The sequence below is a fragment of the Cellulosimicrobium sp. E-16 genome, assembly GCF_049913115.1.
In the GTDB taxonomy this organism is placed as follows: Bacteria; Actinomycetota; Actinomycetes; order Actinomycetales; family Cellulomonadaceae; genus Cellulosimicrobium.
The window spans coordinates 3,609,793-3,626,461 of the sequence record NZ_CP183974.1; the positions used below are offsets into that span (position 1 = coordinate 3,609,793).

13 protein-coding genes and 1 tRNA gene are annotated in these 16,669 nt (G+C 74.0%); 6 read left to right on the forward strand and 8 right to left on the reverse strand.

Annotated features, from left to right (window positions below; genetic code table 11):
* Positions 1-105 precede the first annotated feature (105 nt).
* From pth to ACN9MS_RS15840, 3 genes are all read right to left on the reverse strand, one after another.
* The gene (gene pth, locus ACN9MS_RS15830; RefSeq protein WP_426309424.1) at positions 106-708 is read right to left on the reverse strand and encodes an aminoacyl-tRNA hydrolase; all 603 of its coding nucleotides are present in this window, start codon (positions 706-708) and stop codon (positions 106-108) included.
* A 163-nt stretch (positions 709-871) separates the two neighbouring features.
* The gene (locus ACN9MS_RS15835) at positions 872-1,468 is read right to left on the reverse strand and encodes a 50S ribosomal protein L25/general stress protein Ctc (RefSeq protein WP_426309425.1); all 597 of its coding nucleotides are present in this window, start codon (positions 1,466-1,468) and stop codon (positions 872-874) included.
* A 325-nt stretch (positions 1,469-1,793) separates the two neighbouring features.
* A complete protein-coding gene (locus tag ACN9MS_RS15840; RefSeq protein ID WP_426309426.1) occupies positions 1,794-6,104 on the reverse strand; it encodes a LamG-like jellyroll fold domain-containing protein in 4,311 nt (1,436 codons plus the stop codon).
* Between the two features lie 265 nt (positions 6,105-6,369).
* Between ACN9MS_RS15840 and ACN9MS_RS15845 the strand changes: the two genes are divergently transcribed.
* Entirely contained in the window at positions 6,370-7,680 is a 1,311-nt protein-coding gene (locus ACN9MS_RS15845) for a UDP-glucose dehydrogenase family protein (RefSeq protein WP_426309427.1), read from the forward strand.
* A gap of 27 nt (positions 7,681-7,707) precedes the next feature.
* On the opposite strand, the gene ACN9MS_RS15850 is transcribed toward ACN9MS_RS15845, so the two are convergent.
* From ACN9MS_RS15850 to ACN9MS_RS15870, 5 genes are all read right to left on the reverse strand, one after another.
* On the reverse strand, positions 7,708-8,436 hold the full coding sequence (locus tag ACN9MS_RS15850) for a GOLPH3/VPS74 family protein (RefSeq protein ID WP_426309428.1): 729 nt from the start codon (positions 8,434-8,436) through the stop codon (positions 7,708-7,710).
* 90 nt (positions 8,437-8,526) lie between these two features.
* On the reverse strand, positions 8,527-9,123 hold the full coding sequence (locus ACN9MS_RS15855; RefSeq protein WP_426309429.1) for an SIMPL domain-containing protein: 597 nt from the start codon (positions 9,121-9,123) through the stop codon (positions 8,527-8,529).
* 26 nt (positions 9,124-9,149) lie between these two features.
* Positions 9,150-10,133 carry a ribose-phosphate diphosphokinase gene (locus ACN9MS_RS15860; protein ID WP_053370151.1) on the reverse strand — a complete coding sequence of 328 codons (984 nt, stop codon included), beginning with the start codon at positions 10,131-10,133 and terminating at the stop codon, positions 9,150-9,152.
* Positions 10,134-10,201: 68 nt separating this feature from the next.
* Positions 10,202-11,878, reverse strand: coding sequence for a bifunctional UDP-N-acetylglucosamine diphosphorylase/glucosamine-1-phosphate N-acetyltransferase GlmU (gene glmU, locus ACN9MS_RS15865; RefSeq protein WP_426309430.1), 1,677 nt, complete (start codon positions 11,876-11,878; stop codon positions 10,202-10,204).
* 30 nt (positions 11,879-11,908) lie between these two features.
* Positions 11,909-11,980 (reverse strand) — tRNA-Gln (locus tag ACN9MS_RS15870).
* Positions 11,981-12,254: 274 nt separating this feature from the next.
* Between ACN9MS_RS15870 and ACN9MS_RS15875 the strand changes: the two genes are divergently transcribed.
* The 5 genes from ACN9MS_RS15875 to ACN9MS_RS15895 all read left to right on the forward strand — a co-directional run bounded on the left by ACN9MS_RS15875 (position 12,255) and on the right by ACN9MS_RS15895 (position 16,580).
* Positions 12,255-12,860 (forward strand): TetR/AcrR family transcriptional regulator, encoded by a 606-nt coding sequence (locus ACN9MS_RS15875; RefSeq protein WP_378233681.1) that lies wholly within the window; start codon positions 12,255-12,257, stop codon positions 12,858-12,860.
* Positions 12,861-12,945: 85 nt separating this feature from the next.
* On the forward strand, positions 12,946-13,668 hold the full coding sequence (locus tag ACN9MS_RS15880) for a hypothetical protein (protein WP_426309431.1): 723 nt from the start codon (positions 12,946-12,948) through the stop codon (positions 13,666-13,668).
* 109 nt (positions 13,669-13,777) lie between these two features.
* Entirely contained in the window at positions 13,778-14,755 is a 978-nt protein-coding gene (locus ACN9MS_RS15885; RefSeq protein ID WP_426309432.1) for an ABC transporter ATP-binding protein, read from the forward strand.
* Positions 14,752-15,960, forward strand: a complete 1,209-nt coding sequence (locus tag ACN9MS_RS15890) for an ABC transporter permease (RefSeq protein ID WP_426309433.1) — start codon at positions 14,752-14,754, stop codon at positions 15,958-15,960. Before ACN9MS_RS15885 ends, ACN9MS_RS15890 begins: the two co-directional genes overlap by 4 nt.
* 119 nt (positions 15,961-16,079) lie before the next feature.
* Entirely contained in the window at positions 16,080-16,580 is a 501-nt protein-coding gene (locus tag ACN9MS_RS15895) for a MarR family winged helix-turn-helix transcriptional regulator (protein WP_170227314.1), read from the forward strand.
* Positions 16,581-16,669 lie beyond the last annotated feature (89 nt).

Consider the following 16,669-nt stretch of genomic DNA (forward strand, 5'->3'; position numbering starts at 1 on the left):
TCGCGAACGCAGAGAACCAGCCTAGGTCGGAGGGACCCCCCGCGAGGGGGGACGAAGGGACCTCACCCGGGTGAAAACGGGCGTCCTGACGCGCTCGGGGCGGTGCTACGCCTTCGTGTGGTACTTCCCCTGGGCGGCGAGCAGGCCGTCCGTGAGCAGCAGCTCGACGGCGTCCGCGGCGTCGTCGAGCAGGAACGGGAGCTCCTTGGCCTCGGGGCCCTTGAAGTCCTTGAGCACGAAGTCCGCGGTGTCCTGGCGGCCGGGCGGGCGCCCGACGCCCCCGCGCACGCGCACGTAGTCCTTGGTGCCGAGGGCCTTCGTGATGTCGCGCAGGCCGTTGTGGCCGCCCTCGCCACCGCCGATCTTCAGCTTCACGGCACCGAACGGGATGTCGACCTCGTCGTGGACCACGACGACGTGGTCCGGGTCGATCCCGTAGTACTTCGCGAGCCCGGACACCGGGCCCCCGGAGACGTTCATGTACGTCGTCGGCTTGGCCAGGACGACGCGCGGCCCGGGGCGCCCGCCGGGCAGCATCCCGATGCGGGCCTCGGCGACGGCGGCCTGCGCCCGCGGGTGGCGCGCGAACCGGGCGGCGGCCCGCCCCGCGAGGACGTCGAGGACCATGTGGCCCAGGTTGTGGCGGTTGCCCGCGTACGTCGGCCCGGGGTTGCCGAGCCCGACGACGAGCCACGGCTGGTCGGTCATGTCGTCCCTCGTCCTTCGTCCGGGTCCCGCCCCGGGCGGCACGCCGGCGGGAGGTGGTGCAGGTGGTGGTGCAGTCGTGGTGCGGGCGCACGGACGCCCGGCACCGTCACGGTACCGGGCGTCCGACGCGGGTCGTCGTGGCGTCAGCCGACGACGGGGAGGATCACTCCGCGGCAGCCTCGGCGGGGGCGGCCTCCGCGGCGGCCTCGTCCTCGGTGGCCTCGACCTTGGGCTCGCTGACGATGAGGACGTCGGCCGAGGCGTCCGTCACGAGGGTGACGCCCTCCGGCAGCGTGACGTCGCCCGCGTACACGACCGAGCCGGCCTCGAGACCGTCGACGGAGACCTCGATCGCGTCGGGCAGGCGCGTGGCGTCCGCCTCGACCACGAGGCTGAGCTGCTCGAGCAGGTGGATCGTGCCGGGGACCGACTCGCCCACGACGTGCACCGGCACCTCGACCTCGACCTTCTCGCCCTTCTTCACGATGAGCAGGTCGACGTGCTCGATGACGTTGCGGACCGGCTCGCGCTGGACGTCCTTGGCGATCGCGAGCTGGGCCTTGCCGTCGAGCTCGATCGAGAACAGCGCGTTCGAGTGCTTGAGCGCCATCATCGTCTCGTGACCCGGCAGGGTCACGTGCAGCGGGTCGGTGCCGTGGCCGTAGAGGACCGCGGGGATCTTGCCGGCGCGGCGGACGCGGCGGGCGGCACCCTTGCCGAATTCGGTACGGGCCTCGGCGGCGAGCTTGATCTCAGACACGTGGATCACTCCTGGAAGAACGTTGCGGGCCGGCCACCAGTGGGGAGCGGTCGGCTGTCCGGACGGTTGAGAGGGCCACCCGGACGGGCGGCTGCGTCGGCGCGGGACGTGTGACGGGCGCGCAGGAGGACGACCGCCCAGTCGATAACGGAGATCCAACAGGTCTGGCTGACACTCGCGGTCCCGCGCCGCCGGTGTGCTCACCGGTCCAGCGCTGCCGGCCGTCAGACGTCCCTCGCCGAGGCAACCTGACTACTGTACCCGGGCTCGGCTCCCCCGCGAAACCCGCGACGGAGCCGAGGCGGGCCGAGACTCGGGGCTTCCGCTACTTCCCGGGCGCGGCGTAGAGCTGCGCCACCTCCGCGGCGCTCAGGGCACGGTCGTAGAGCCGCACGCCGTCGATGCGGCCCTTCATCGGACGGGTCCCGTCCGACTCGGCGCCGATGCCCAGACGGAGCGCGTTGGTGCCGACGGCGGCCGGCCCGGCCTTCGACGCCTGCTCGACGCCGTTCACGTAGATCCGCATCCGTGTGCCGTCGAAGGTGCCCACGAGGTGCACCCAGGTGCCGTCCGTCGGGTAGGGCGTCGTGGTGTCGACGCGGTAGGTGTCGCCGGACGACGCGTGGTTGAACCGGAGGAACGCCGTCCCGCCGTTCGCCAGGCCCAGCTCGTACCCGTCCGTCACTCCCTGGGCGGCCTTCTTGAGCACGTACTGGGTCGCCTTCTGCTCGGGGCGCACCCACGCGGAGACCGACATCGGGCCGGCGAGATCGAGGGAGGGCCGGTCGTCGACGCGCGCGAAGTCGTCGACGCCGTCCAGCCCGAGCGCGGTGCCGCTGAGGCCCGTCGCCCACGTCGCCCCCGAGCGCAACGACGCCGTCGCGCCGTTGGTCGAGCCGTCCGCCGCCGTGGTCCCCTGCCCCTCGTCGAACCCCCACACCCCGACGGCCCCCGCCGGGACCGTCGGTCCGGGGTCGGGCGTCGGGTCAGGGGTCGGCGTCGGGTCGGGCGTCGGCGTCGGGTCCGGAACCGGTGCGGGATCCGGCGTCGGGTCGGGCGTCGGCGTCGGGTCCGGAGTCGGCGTCGGGTCAGGCGTCGGCGTCGGGTCCGGAGTCGGGTCGGGCGTCGGCGTCGGGTCCGGAGTCGGCGTGGGGTCCGGCGTCGGTTCCGGGGCGGGCACGGAGCTGCTCGCACCGGAGTAGAGCGCCGCGACCTCGGCCCCGGTGAGGGCGCGGTCGTACAGGCGCACGGAGTCCACGGCGCCCTTGGTGGCCCGGGTGCCGTTGGACTCGGCCCCGATGCCCAGCGGGAGCGTGCTCGTCCCGATGCTCGCCGGACCGGCCTTCGAGGCCTGCTCGACGCCGTTCACGTAGATCCGCATGCGCGTCCCGTCGTACGTCCCGACGAGGTGCACCCAGGTGCCGTCCGTCGGGTACGTGGAGGTGGCGTCGACCCGGTACGTGTCCCCCGACGATGCGTGGTTGAGCCGCAGGAAGGGCTTGCCCCCGCTCGCGAGACCGAGCTCGTAGCCGTCGGTCGTCCCCTGCGCGGCCTTCTTCACCACGTACTGCGTCGCGAGCTGTTCTGGCCGTACCCACGCGGCCACCGTCATCCGCGTCGTGAGGTCGAGCGTCGAGGCGTCAGGCACGCGGACGTAGCCGGTCACGCCGTCGGACCGCACCGCGGACCCGCTCCGACCGGGGACCCACGTGGCCGCACCGACGAGGGAGCCGCCGTTCGCCCAGCCCGACACGTCCGCGGTCGCGAGCCCCTGACCCTCGTCGAGCTCCCACGCTCCCACGAGCCCGTCCGGGGAGGCCACCGCCACGCGGACCGTCGCCGGTGCCGACCACTGCCCACCGGCACCGACCCGGAACGTGAAGGAGTCCGCGCCAGCGGAGGCTCCCGGCGTGTAGGTGAACGTGCCGGCCGACGTGCTCGTCAGCGCGACCGTCCCGCGCGTCGGCGGGGTGACGACCTGGAACTGCGGCGTCGCGCCCTGGGGCACCGTGGCCGTCAGCGAGCCGGAGACCGGCTGGCCGAGCGTCGTCGAGACGGCGACGTCCTGCGCGACGGGAGCCGGCGTGGGCTGCGTGGTCCCGCCCTGGAACAGCGTCGTCACCTCGGCGGCCGAGAGCGCACGGTCGTAGAGACGGACGCCGTCGACCGCACCCTTGACGGGCCGGTAGCCGTTGCCCTCTGCGCCGATGCCCAACGGTGACGCGTTCGTGCCGATGCTCGCCGGGCCGGCCTTCGAGGCCTGCTCCACGCCGTTGACGTAGATCCGCATGCGCGTCCCGTCGTACGACCCGACGAGGTGCACCCAGGTGCCGTTCGTGGGGTACGAGGACGTCGCGTTGACCCGGTACGTGTCGCCCGAGCTGTCCTCGTTGAGACGCAGGAAGGGCTTGCCGTTGCTCGCGAGCGCCAGCTCGAACCCGTCCGCGGCGTCGTTGGTGGCCTTCTTCACCACGTACTGGGTCGCGGCCTGCTCCGGTCGCACCCACGCAGCGACCGTGAGCCCGGTGCTCACGTCGAGAGCGGCGGAGTCCGGGACACGGACCAGACCCGTCGCGCCGTCCGAGCGCACGGCGGACCCGGAGACCCCCGGGACCCACGACGACCCGCCGACGAGCGTCCCGCCGTTGCCCCACCCGGAGGAGTCGGCGGTCACGAGCCCCTGACCCTCGTCGAGGTTCCACGCGCCGACCAGGCCGTCCGCGGAGGACACGCGCACGCCCACGGTGGCAGGAGCCGACCACAGCCCGCCGCTGCCCACGCGGAACGTGAACGAGTCGAGCCCGCTCGCCGCCCCGGCGCGGTAGGTGAACGCACCCGTGGCGGGGTCCATCGCCGTCAGGGTTCCCGCGGTCGGCGGCGTGACGACCTGGAACGTGAGGGGGTCGTCGGTCGTCGCCTGCGCGCCGAGCTTCCCGGTGACCGTGCCGCCCACCGTCGTCGCGACGGTCGAGTCCTGCGCCGTCGGGGCACCGGCCGGCGTCCAGGCGAGGCGCGCCGCACGGGCCGTCGTGGCGGAGGCGGCCATCACCAGCACCTCGCCGGGGACGTTCGACTTCGTCGCGGTCGCGTTGTTCCAGGAGCCGTCGAGCACCGTCTCGGCCGCTCCGGAGAAGTCGGGAGAGAGCCGGGAGGTCTCCTTCACGAGGATGTCGTCGAGGTTCGTGCTGCGCGTGTACACGACCCGGAGACGGTCCGTGACGTCGTCGACGACGACGATGCCGCGCGTGCCGACCCGGTCGACCTCGTGCAGCGGGTCCCAGGCGCCGTCCGGGTGGCGGACCAGGAGCCCGATGACGGTGCGGTCCGCGGTGTTGTAGGAGGTCTTGACGGCCGCGTAGAAGGTGCCGTCGTCGGCGACGGCGACGTTGAGGTGATCGTCCGCCATGCCACCGCCGACCGGGAGCGCGGACCCCGCCGCGGGGACCTCGTCAGCCGTCCACGTCGAGGGTGACGCGCCGTCGACGTGCGTCCGGAACCCGAACCTCTGGGTGTTCTGGTTGGACCACAGCACCCCGACCTTCTTGCCCGGCATCGCGGTGACGACGGCGATGTCGTCGTCCGTGATCCCCGACGCGACCGTGACCGGGGCCGAGAACGAGGAGTAGGGGGCGTCGCTCCAGCGCACCTGCACCTGGCTCGCCGTGTCCCAGGCGACCCACATGCGGCCGGTCGAGTCGATGTCGATGGTCGCGGTCTCGCTGCCGGGCAGCGAGACCGCCGTCGCGCCGGCGCGCGATGTCCACGGGACGTACGTGTTCGACTGCGGGTCCCGCTGGATCGAGACGAGGGTCGTGGTCGGCCCGTGGAGCAGCACGTGCGCGACGTCGCCGACGGCCTTGACGTCCGCGCGCACGTCCGTGCGTTCGGAGATGCGCGTGACGTTCGTCCACGTCTTGGCGACCGCGTCGTACCGCCAGACCCACGTGCCTGCGGGCGACGTGCTGGCCGAGGCGAGCACCGCCCACCAGGTGCCGCCCGCGGACCAGAGCTTCGACTGGGGCTTCTCGCCCGTGTTCCCCGTGAGGGGGATGCCGGTGGACGTGACCGCCGCCGCGGCGGGCTCATCCGGGAGCGCCGCGGCCGCCGGTGCGGGCGGCTGCCACGACAGGGTCAGCAGCCCGGGGTCGGGCGACTTGGCGGAGACCTCGACGAGGTACTCCTCGCCCGCGGTCGCGTCGAAGGTCACCGACGAGGTCCGGACGTCGCCCTCGTCGTCGTTCGTCGCGACGGGGGCGCTCGTCGCCGTGCCCGGGTAGACCGTGAGCACGGTGTCGAGCTCGCTGCCGTGCGTCGAGAACGTGATGGGACCGCTCGTCGGGGCCGTCCACCGCCACCACATCGACGAAGCGGACGCGTCCGGTCCCTCGGGGCCCGACTGCTCGGGGTCGAAGTTCGCCGCGACCTCCTGGCCGACGGCGCCGCCGATCGCGACGCTCTCGGCCTCGGTGTCGCCGACGACGTCGGTGAGCTGCGAGGTCCCGGCACCGCCGGGGATCCCGGGGAGCGCCGCCCCGATGCCCACGAGCGCGAGCGCACCCGCCACCGCGCCGGCCGTCGCGACGACCCATCGCCGACGCGTGACCCCGGACGGTCGAGGCTCCTGTGTGTGCGGCATGTGGTGCGTCCTGCTTCTCGCGTGTGCTCGTCGAGACTGCGGCGACACCGCGTGACCGCCGCCCCCTGCACGCACCCTCAGGCGAATCGAACCACTCCCGGGGCTACGAGGGCGACCTCCCGCCCGGAAGTTCACCCGCCGCGGGCGTCCGGCACGACCGCTTGGTGCCCCGTGTCCGTCATTTCACCCCCACCAGCCGGCCGTCCGGCGCGGCCGGCGGAGTAGCGTGGGCCGACACCCAGACCGTCTCCTACGGAGGACCTCGATGCGCATCTCGGTGGTCGGTTGCGGGTACCTCGGTGCCGTGCACGCGGCGAGCATGGCGTCCCTCGGGCACGACGTCGTCGGCGTGGACGTCGATGCCGACAAGGTCACCGCGCTCACCGCGGGCGAGGCCCCGTTCTTCGAGCCCGGACTGCCCCGCCTCCTCGAGCAGGAGGTCGGCAGCGGCCGGTTGTCCTTCACGACGGACGTGTCGCGCGCGGCCGGGGCGCGGGTCCACTTCGTGTGCGTCGGCACGCCGCAGCGGCAGGGCGAGTACGCGGCGGACCTGCGCTACGTCGACGCCGCGGTCGAGTCGCTCCTTCCGCACCTGTCTCCCGGCAACGTCGTGGTCGGCAAGTCCACCGTCCCCGTGGGGACCGCCGCGCGCCTCGCCGCACGCGTCCGCGAGGCCGAGCCCGATGCGCACCTCGTGTGGAACCCGGAGTTCCTCCGCGAGGGGCACGCCGTCCAGGACACCCTGCACCCGGACCGGCTCGTCTACGGGGTCGACCCCGCCGGGGACGGCACCTCGGAGGGCGTCCTCGACACGGTCTACGCGAGCGTCCTCGCCGACGGCACGCCGAAGGTCGTCACCGACTTCGCGACGGCCGAGCTCGTCAAGGTCGCGGCGAACTCGTTCCTCGCGACCAAGATCTCGTTCATCAATGCCATGGCCGAGCTGTGCGAGGCCACCGGGGGCGACGTCACGGTCCTCGCCGACGCGATCGGGCACGACGCCCGCATCGGGCGCAGCTTCCTCAACGCCGGTCTCGGGTTCGGGGGTGGGTGCCTGCCCAAGGACATCCGCGCGTTCATGGCCCGCGCGGGAGAGCTGGGCGTCGACCAGGCGCTGTCGTTCCTGCGGGAGGTCGACTCCATCAACATGCGCCGACGCGTACGGATGGTCGACCTCGCGCGCGAGGTGTGCGGCGGGTCGATCGTCGGTCGCAACGTCGCTGTCCTCGGCGCCGCGTTCAAGCCCGACAGCGACGACACACGGGACTCCCCCGCGCTCAACGTCGCGATGCAGATGCACCTCCAGGGTGCGCACGTCGTCGTCACGGACCCCCGCGCGGTGGAGAACGCGCGGCGCACCGCACCGGAGCTGAAGTTCGCGGCGACCGTCGAGGAGGCGGCGCAGGAGGCCGACGTCGTCGTGCTGCTCACAGAGTGGCGCGAGTACCGCGACCTCGACCCCCGCGCGCTGGGCGAGCACGTCGCGCACCGACGCGTCCTGGACGGCCGCAACGCGCTCGACCCCGCCGTCTGGCGCGACGCGGGCTGGACGTACCGCGCGCTCGGGCGCCCCTGACCGGGCGGCCGCGCCGCCGACCGCGCCTCAGCTCGTCGCCGCCGCAGTCGCCGCGACCGTGGCGCCGACGAGGATGACCGCGGTGACCTCCTCCACGTAGGCGCGCACAGCCTCGCTCGCCCAGCTCTGCTGCGCGATCTCCTTCGCACGCGCGTCGACGGCGCGGCGGCGTGACCCGGGCAGGTCGGCTCCGCCGTCGACGACGGACGGAGCCCCAGGACCGCCGCCCGCGGCGAGCACGCGGCCCGCCTGCCCGGTCGCGGCGAGGATGGCGACCAGGGCGGCCGTGCGCTGGTCCGGCGCACCGCCGTCGACCAGGACGCGCCACAGGTCGGCGCGCACGCCGTCCTCGTGCCGGGTGTCGGCGGCCGGCCAGCGCGTGGTGGGGAAGATCCCCAGCACGCGCCCCTCCTCGCGGCGCAGGACGCCGCGCTCGGCGAGCGACCCGATCGCGCGGGACGCCGGCCTGAGCTTCGCGAGGGGCGCCACGAGCGCCTTGGGCTTCGACCCCTCGCGCGACCGCACGACGGTCAGCGCCTCGTCGAGCAGCGCGTTGCCCGTCGGGGCCGGGTCCCGCACCACGATCCGGCCGACGCGCCCGCCGTCGCCGTCGCCCGCGAGGTCGGCGCGGCCCAGGAGCGCCAGCTCGACGAGGAGCGCCCCCGCGGCGACCTGCTCCCGGTACGAGGCGTCGACGACGGCCTTCCCGGTCACGTCGTCGAGCGTGAGCAGCAGGTAGTCCTCGAGGATGAGCATGGTCCTCACGCTACGGCGCGCCGGGGCCCGGAACACCTGCCTTTTGTCACGGCCCGGGCGTGCGCCGCGCACGGTCGCGCGTCGAGGGTGTCAGTCCGCGAGCTCCCAGCGCACGGTCACGCTCGCGCGGACCTCCTGCGTGCCGGGCTCGACGACGAGCGCGTCGCTCGCGGCCTTGGCCGCCATGAGGCGCGGCACCGGGCCGGGCCCGCCCGCGTCCTCGCGGACCTCGACGACCGGGCCGAGCGAGCGGCCGGCGAGCCGGGCGTACTGCTCGGCGCGCGAGCGCGCGTCGGCGAACGCGGCGTCGCGCGCCGCGACGGCGAGCGGTCCCGGGTCGCCGACGGCGAGACTCGTCGAGTCCAGCCGCGCGACGGGCCCGGCGGCGTCGAGAGCGGCACGGACGACCTCACCGCACGCCGCGACGTCGCGCACGGTCGCCCGCAGCGTGAGCCGCGCCGTCGTGCGCGGGCCGTCGTCGCGCTGCTCGGTCCACGTCGACGTCTGCGACGTCCGCACGTCCGCGGGGTCGACGCCCGCCGCGACGAGCGCGTCGCGCGCCGCGGCGAGCCCCGCGTTCGCCCGGTCGAGGGCCTCCTGGACGCCGGGTGCGCTCGACTCCGCGCCCAGCTCGACGACGGCGACGTCCGGCGCCGCGGTCACCGCCCCCTGTCCGGTGGTCGTCACTCCCGAGCCGCCCACGGCCCCTCCTGTCAGCTGTTGCCGTCGAAGAGCGAGGTGACCGACCCGTCGTCGAACACCTCACGGATGGCGCGCGCGACGAGCGGCGCGATGGAGAGCACGGTGAGCTGCGGGAACTGCTTCTCCGCGGCGATCGGCAGCGTGTCGGTGATGACGACCTCGCTCGCCCCGCACTCGGACAGGCGCTGCGCCGCCGGGTCGGACAGCACGCCGTGCGTCGCGGCCACGATGACCGACCGCGCACCCGCGGCGAGGATGACGCGCACCGCCTCGGCGATCGTGCCGCCGGTGTCGATGAGGTCGTCCACGAGCACGCAGTCGCGGCCCTCGACGTCGCCGACGACGCGGTTGGCGACGGCCTGGTTCGGGCGCGTGACGTCGCGCGTCTTGTGCACGAACGCGAGCGGGCCGCCGCCGAGCTTGGCCGCCCACTGCTCGGCGACGCGGATGCGGCCCGCGTCGGGCGAGACGACCGTGACGTTCGACGTGTCGACGCGCGAGCGCACGTAGTCCGTGAGGATCGGCATCGCCCACAGGTGGTCGACGGGGCCGTCGAAGAAGCCCTGCGTCTGCGCGGCGTGCAGGTCGACGCTCATGAGGCGGTCGGCGCCCGCCGCGGTGAACAGGTCGGACATGAGGCGGGCCGAGATCGGCTCGCGGCCACGGTGCTTCTTGTCCTGGCGCGCGTAGCCGTAGAACGGCTGGACGACCGTGATGGTGCGGGCCGAGGCACGCTTCGCGGCGTCGACCATGAGCAGCTGCTCCATGATCCACTGGTTGATCGGCGCGGTGTGGCTCTGGAGGATGAAGACGTCGGCGCCGCGCACCGACTCGCCGAACCGGACGTAGATCTCGCCGTTCGCGAAGTCGTACGCGGTCGTGGGCAGCAGGTCGATGCCCAGCTCCCGCGCGACGTCGTTGGCGAGCTCGGGGTGCGCGCGCCCCGAGGCGAGGACGAGGGACTTCTCCCCGTTGCCGGCGATCGTGCTGCTCATACCAGTGGGTTCCTTCGGTGGTGTTTCCGGGGGCGGGGTGGGTCTGAGGAGGTCTCTGCCGGACGCGGTCAGTCTGCCGTGGTCGCGGGGCGACCGCCACGCAGCGCCTCGAGCGTGTGCTCGAGCTCCGGTCCGGGCGGCGGCGGGGTCGGGCGCTCGGCGGTCGCCGCGGCGCTCTGGTCCGCGAGCTGCGCCTGCGCCTGCGCGCCGAGCGGCGGCACGTCCGGGTCGCCCGCGCGTGCGGCGCCCGCGGCGTCGGCCGCGGCCGTGCCCGGACGACGACGCTCGACCCAGCCCTCGATGTTGCGCTGCTGCCCGCCGCTCACACCGAGCGCGCCCGCCGGCACGTCGCGGCGGATGACGGAGCCGGCCGCGGTGTAGGCACCGTCGCCGACGCTCACGGGGGCGACGAACATGTTGTCCGCGCCCGTGCGGGCGTGCGAGCCGATCACCGTGCGGTGCTTGTGGACGCCGTCGTAGTTGACCGTGACCGACGCGGCGCCGATGTTCGTGTGCTCGCCGATCGTCGCGTCGCCCACGTAGGACAGGTGCGGGATCTTGGAACCCTCGCCGATCTCCGCGTTCTTCGTCTCGACGAACGTGCCGATCTTGCCCTTCGGGCCCAGCACCGTGCCCGGGCGCAGATAGGCGAACGGCCCGACGGACGTCCCCGCGCCCAGCACCGCGAGGCTGCCGTGCGTGCGGGTCACCGTCGCACCGGCGCCGACCTCGGTGTCCGTGAGCGTCGTGTCTGGGCCGATCGTCGCGCCCTCGGCGACGACGGTCGCGCCGTGGAGCTGCGTGCCCGGGAGCAGGGTGACGTCGCGCGCGAGCTCCACGTCGACGTCCACCCACGTCGTCGCCGGGTCGACGACCGTCACGCCCTCGCGCATCCAGTCCTCGAGGATCCGGCGGTTGAGCTCCGCGCGCAGCGTCGCGAGCTGCACGCGGTCGTTGACGCCCTCGACGATCGTCGGGTCCGCCGAGACGAGCGCCCGGACCGTGCCGCCCTCGGCGCGCGCCGCCGCGACGACGTCCGTGAGGTAGACCTCGCCCTGCGCGTTGTCGCGGCCGAGCGTACCCAGCCCGCGGCGCAGGACCGCGGCGTCGAACACGTAGATCGACGCGTTGATCTCGCGGATCGCCCGCTCGTCGGCCGACGCGTCCTTGTGCTCGACGATGCGCAGCACGTCCCCCGAGCCGTCGCGCACGACGCGCCCGTAGCCCGTCGCGTCCTCGAGCTCCGTCGTCAGCATCGTCACCGCGTTGCCGTCCACGACGTGCGCGGCGAGGAGCTGGGCCAGCGTGCCGCCGTCGAGCAAGGGGGTGTCGCCCGCGGTCACGACCACGGGTCCCTCGAGCCCGTCGCCGGCGCCGCGTCCCTCCTCGCCGTCGGGCACGCCGTGCAGGAGCGCCTGCGCGTGGGCCTTGGCGTCGAGCGCGGCGAGCGCGCACTGCACGGCCCGTCCCGTCCCGGGGATCTCGTCCTGGTCCACGACGACGGCGTCCGGGTCCACCGACACCGCGTGCTCGGCGACGCGGTCGCGCTCGTGCCGCACGACGACGGCGAGCAGCGCCGGGTCGAGCGAGCGCGCGGCGACGAGCACGTGCCCGAGCAGGCTGCGGCCCGCGAGCGTGTGCAGCATCTTGGGGGTGGACGACTTCATCCGCGTGCCCTCGCCGGCGGCGAGGACGATCACGGCAGCGGGGGCGACGGTGGTGTCGGTGCCCTGCTGAGCTTCCATGGGTGTTCCCCTCGGGATCGGTGGCACGAGCTCCGCCCCCAGGACTCGAACCTGGACCAAGGGCACCAAAAACCCTTGTGCTGCCGATTACACCAAGGCGGATCGGACCCGGCGACGCTCGCGCCCGGTGCGTTCCCGGGCCACGGCGGGCGGGGTGGGTCCGGGAACAGTCTGCCAGGTCGGTCCCCGTGCCCGACGCCGGTCGTGCCCGTCTCGTCCGGTCCGCGCCGCGCCCGGGACGTGGTCCGCACCACACCCCGCACGCGTGCCCGCCCGCAGGGCGCCCGCGCCGTCGGGCCGGACCCTCCGGCTGCCGGGAGCGGCTGCACGGCATGATGGACCCGTGGCCGAATCCAGACGCACCCCCCGATCCCGCATGACCGCGAGCCAGCGGCGCGAGCAGCTGCTCGCGGTCAGCCGTGGCCTGTTCGCCGAGAAGGGGTTCGAGGGGACGAGCGTCGAGGAGATCGCCGCGCGCGCCGAGGTGTCCAAGCCTGTCGTGTACGAGCACTTCGGCGGCAAGGAGGGCATCTACGCCGTCGTCGTGGACCGCGAGGTCCAGGCGCTCACGGCCGCGCTCTCCGGCGCGCTCGACGAGGGCGGCCACCCCAAGGTCCTCCTCGAGCGCACCGCGCTCGCGCTCCTGTCCTACATCGAGGCGTCCGAGGACGGTTTCCGCATCCTCGTGCGCGACTCCCCCGTCGCCCAGGCCACCGGCACGTTCTCCAGCCTCATCGGCGACGTCGCGACCCAGGTCGAGCACCTCCTGGCGAACCAGTTCCGCACGCGCGGCCTCGACCCGAAGGTCGCGCCCATCTACGCGCAGATGCTTGTCGGCATGGTCGCGCTCACCGGGCAGTACTGGCTCGACGCGCGCTCGCCCAAGAAGACGGAGGTCGCAGCGCACCTCGTCAACCTCGCGTGGAACGGCCTCGCGGACATGGAGAAGCGCCCGCACCTCATCACGACGCCCAGGTCGTGACGGCGTCCTGACGCGTCCGTCCACCGGTCGCCCCGGGAAACTTTGCAGAATCTGCGTCATGAGGCCCGGGCGTACCCGTCTCTCCTTGCGGAAGCACGAGATCGACGAAGCGGGGCACTTCATGCACGGGCACGACCGGTCCACCGACCGCACGCACGAGGACCACCGGGACGAGATCCGTCCCACGGTCTGGGGGTACTCGACCTGGACGACGGCGCGCTGCCTCCAGGGCGCCGTCGCCGGAGCGCAGGGCCGCATCGTCCAGCGCACGGACGTGCTGGTCCCCGGCCTGACCCCGCGCGAGCTGGACCGGGTGCGGCGGCACGCCGAGTGGCACGCGGCGGTCGACGGCGTGCGCCTGGGGATCGTCGCGGGCGCGGCGACCGCGATCGCCGCGGTCCTCGTCGGCCACGACCTGGCCCCCGTCGCCCTCGTCCTCGTCGCCGCGCTCCTGGGCCTCGCGGCCGCGCTCCTCACCCCGACCCTCCTGCGGGTGGCCGGCCCCCGGCTCTCGCGCGTCGAGCGCCGCGCCCTGCGCGACGCCGTCGAGATCCGGCGCGTGCGCCTCGCGCCCCCGACGTCCGCGGGCATGCGCGTGCTCGTCGCGATGAGCGCGGTCGAGTCGATCTCCGGCCGCCTCGACGAGCAGGAGGCGGCGATCGCACGCGAGCTCCTGTGGGTCGCGCTCGACGCGGTCCGGCGCGAGGACGTCGCGGGCGTCGACCACGCGACCGCCGCGATGCTGCGCCTCACCGTGCGCGCCGCCCGCACGCCGTTGCCGCCCGTGCGCGACGAGCACCGGGGCTGACCACCTCGGACGTCCGACGTCGGTCGGGATCGACCCCCGCCCTCCGCAGGGGGCAGGACGTGACATCTGTCCCGTGCCCTGCGCACCGGCGCGTGGTTCTCTGGGTCGCATGGCGACACTCGAGATCGACTCGCTGACCAAGACCTACGGCGACGTGCGCGCCCTGCGCGGGACGTCGTTCGACGTGCGCGCCGGGGAGATCTTCGGCTTCGTCGGCTCCAACGGGGCCGGGAAGACCACGACCATGCGCATCGTCCTCGGCGTGCTCGCCGCCGACGGCGGCGAGGTGCGCTGGGACGGCAGGCCGATCGACCTCGCCGCGCGGCGGCGCATCGGGTACATGCCCGAGGAGCGCGGGCTCTACCCGCGCATGAAGGTGGGCGAGCAGCTCGACTACCTCGCCCGGCTGCACGGGCTGTCCGCCGCCGCCGCGAAGGACGCGATGGAGCGCTGGACCACGACGCTCGGCGTCGACGCCCGCCGCGGCGACGAGGTGCAGAAGCTCTCGCTCGGCAACCAGCAGCGCGTCCAGCTCGCGGCGGCGCTCACGCACGACCCCGAGCTGCTCGTCCTCGACGAGCCCTTCAGCGGGCTCGACCCCGTGGCCGTCGACGTCATGAGCAACGTGCTCCGCGACCGCGCCGAGGCGGGCGTCCCCGTCGTCTTCTCCTCGCACCAGCTCGACCTCGTGGAGCGCCTGTGCGACCGGGTCGGGATCATCAAGGACGGCGCGATGGTCGAGATCGGCACGATCGACGAGCTCCGCCGGACCGAGACGGAGAGATGGGTCGTGGACGGGCCACCCGGAGCAGGCTGGATCGGCGCCGTGCCCGACGCGCGAGCCGTCAGCCTCGAGGGGTCGCGCACGGTCGTGGAGCTCACGCCGGGCGCCGGGGCCGTCGGCGACGGATCCGTCGACGGGGCCAGCGGTCGCGAGCAGGCCGTGCTGCGCGCGGCGCTCGCCGCCGGGCCGGTGCACGAGTTCTCGCTCGTGCGGCCGTCGCTCACCGAGCTGTACCGCGACGTCGTGAGCGCCGAGGAGAAGCCGGCCGCCGCGGCCGCCGAGACCGTGGGGGTGGGGGCATGAGCACGGGGACCTCGTTGACGTCCTGGGGCGCGATCCGCCTCGTCGCAGGCCGCGAGATCATGACGCGGCTCCGCTCGAAGTCGTTCGTCTGGCTGACCGTCATCCTCGTGGGCGCGGTCGTGCTCGGCGGGGTCGTGCTCAACGCCGCGAGCTCGTCCGGGCCGACCGCCGAGCGCGTCGGTGTCACGCCGCAGACCGCGCCGCTCGCCGAGGCGATCGAGGCGACGGGCAGCACGCTCGGGACCGAGGTCGAGACCGTCGACGTCGCGGACGACGCCGCCGGCGAGGCCCAGGTCCGCGACGGCGACCTCGACGCCGTCGTCACCGGTACGCCCGACTCCCCCACCGTCGTCGTGGACACCGAGCTCTCCCCCGGCCTCGCCGCCGTCTTCACGACGCTCGCCCAGCAGACCGCGCTGTCCGACGCCGTCGCGGACCTCGGCGGCGACCCCGCGCAGGTCGCGGGCGACATCGCGACGGCCGAGCCGACCGTCCGCACGATCGGCGAGCCCAGCGAGTTCGACCCGACGCGCTACGTCACCGGCCTCGTCACCGGCATCCTGCTCTTCATGGCCATCATGATCAGCGGCCAGCTCATCGCGCAGGGCGTCGTCGAGGAGAAGACGAGCCGCGTCGTCGAGCTCCTGCTCTCGACCGTCCGCCCGTGGCAGCTCATGGCGGGCAAGGTGCTCGGCATCGGGCTCGTCGGGCTGGGTCAGGTCGCGCTCGTCGTGCTCGCGGGCGTCGGGACCGCGCTCGGCCTGGGCCTGGTCGACACGTCGACGATCGACCTCGGCACCGCGGCCGTCTGGGCTCTCGTCTGGTTCGTCGTGGGGTTCGTCAGCTACGCCCTGCTCATGGCCGGTCTCGGCGCGCTCGTCTCGCGCCAGGAGGACGTCGGCGCCGTCACGACCCCCGTCACGTTCCTCATGATCGTGCCGTACATCGTGGGCGTCTCCGTCGCGCCGTGGGCCCCGGACAACCCGCTCGTCGTGTGGCTGTCGTACGTCCCGCTGTGCTCGCCGCTCCTCATGCCCGTGCGCATCGCGCTCGGCAGCGCAGAGACCTGGGAGGCGCTCCTCGCGCTCGGCCTCTCGATCGCCGTCATCCCGGTGCTCGTCTGGCTCGCGGCGAAGATCTACTCCAACGCGGTCCTGCGCACCGGCGCCCGCGTCAAGCTCAAGGACGCCCTGCGCACCGCCTGACCGGGGGCCCCGCGCGGCAGGAACCCTGGTTGCGCGAGGCAAACCCTGGTTGTCTCTCGCCGGATGCGCGGCCGGCGTCAAGAGTCTTGATGTCGAGACACGTCGAGTACCCTCGCGTCATGGACCAGCAGCACGAGGACGAGGTCGACCGCATCGTCGCGGCGTGGCAGCGCGAGCGGCCCGACCTCGACGTCGAGCCGCTCACCGTCTTCTCGCGCGTCGACCGCCTCGCGCGGCACCTCGACCGCGCGCGCCGCACGGCGTTCGCGCGGGGGCACCTGGAGACGTGGGAGTTCGACGTCCTGTCGGCGCTGCGGCGGGCCGGCGAGCCGTACCGCCTGTCGCCCGGGGCCCTCGTGACGCAGACGCTCGTGACGAGCGGGACCATGACGAACCGCATCGACCGGCTGGAGGAGCGCGGGCTCGTCGTGCGCCGCCGGTCTCCCGACGACCGCCGCGGCGTGCTCGTCGAGCTCACGGCCGAGGGCCTGGAGCGCGTCGACACGGCGATGACCGACCTGCTCGCGGTGGAGGCCCGCATCCTCGACGCGCTGGAGCCGGGCGGCCGCCCTGCGCTCGCGGCGCTCCTGCGTACAGTCGTAGGACAGTTCGACGACTGACCGACGGCCCGGCTGACCGGGCGGCGGCGTCGCACGCGCCCGCACCCGGAGGTCACCGCCCGATGCCGCCGTCCCGGCCGCCCCGCCCG

Coding starts and splice junctions, on each gene's coding strand:
- pth (WP_426309424.1), bottom strand. CDS start 708: ATGACCGACCAGCCGTGGCTCGTCGTCGGGCTCGGCAACCCCGGGCCG.
- ACN9MS_RS15840 (WP_426309426.1), bottom strand. CDS start 6,104: ATGCCGCACACACAGGAGCCTCGACCGTCCGGGGTCACGCGTCGGCGA.
- ACN9MS_RS15845 (WP_426309427.1), top strand. CDS start 6,370: ATGCGCATCTCGGTGGTCGGTTGCGGGTACCTCGGTGCCGTGCACGCG.
- ACN9MS_RS15850 (WP_426309428.1), bottom strand. CDS start 8,436: ATGCTCATCCTCGAGGACTACCTGCTGCTCACGCTCGACGACGTGACC.
- ACN9MS_RS15860 (WP_053370151.1), bottom strand. CDS start 10,133: ATGAGCAGCACGATCGCCGGCAACGGGGAGAAGTCCCTCGTCCTCGCC.
- glmU (WP_426309430.1), bottom strand. CDS start 11,878: ATGGAAGCTCAGCAGGGCACCGACACCACCGTCGCCCCCGCTGCCGTG.
- ACN9MS_RS15875 (WP_378233681.1), top strand. CDS start 12,255: ATGACCGCGAGCCAGCGGCGCGAGCAGCTGCTCGCGGTCAGCCGTGGC.
- ACN9MS_RS15885 (WP_426309432.1), top strand. CDS start 13,778: ATGGCGACACTCGAGATCGACTCGCTGACCAAGACCTACGGCGACGTG.
- ACN9MS_RS15890 (WP_426309433.1), top strand. CDS start 14,752: ATGAGCACGGGGACCTCGTTGACGTCCTGGGGCGCGATCCGCCTCGTC.
- ACN9MS_RS15895 (WP_170227314.1), top strand. CDS start 16,080: ATGGACCAGCAGCACGAGGACGAGGTCGACCGCATCGTCGCGGCGTGG.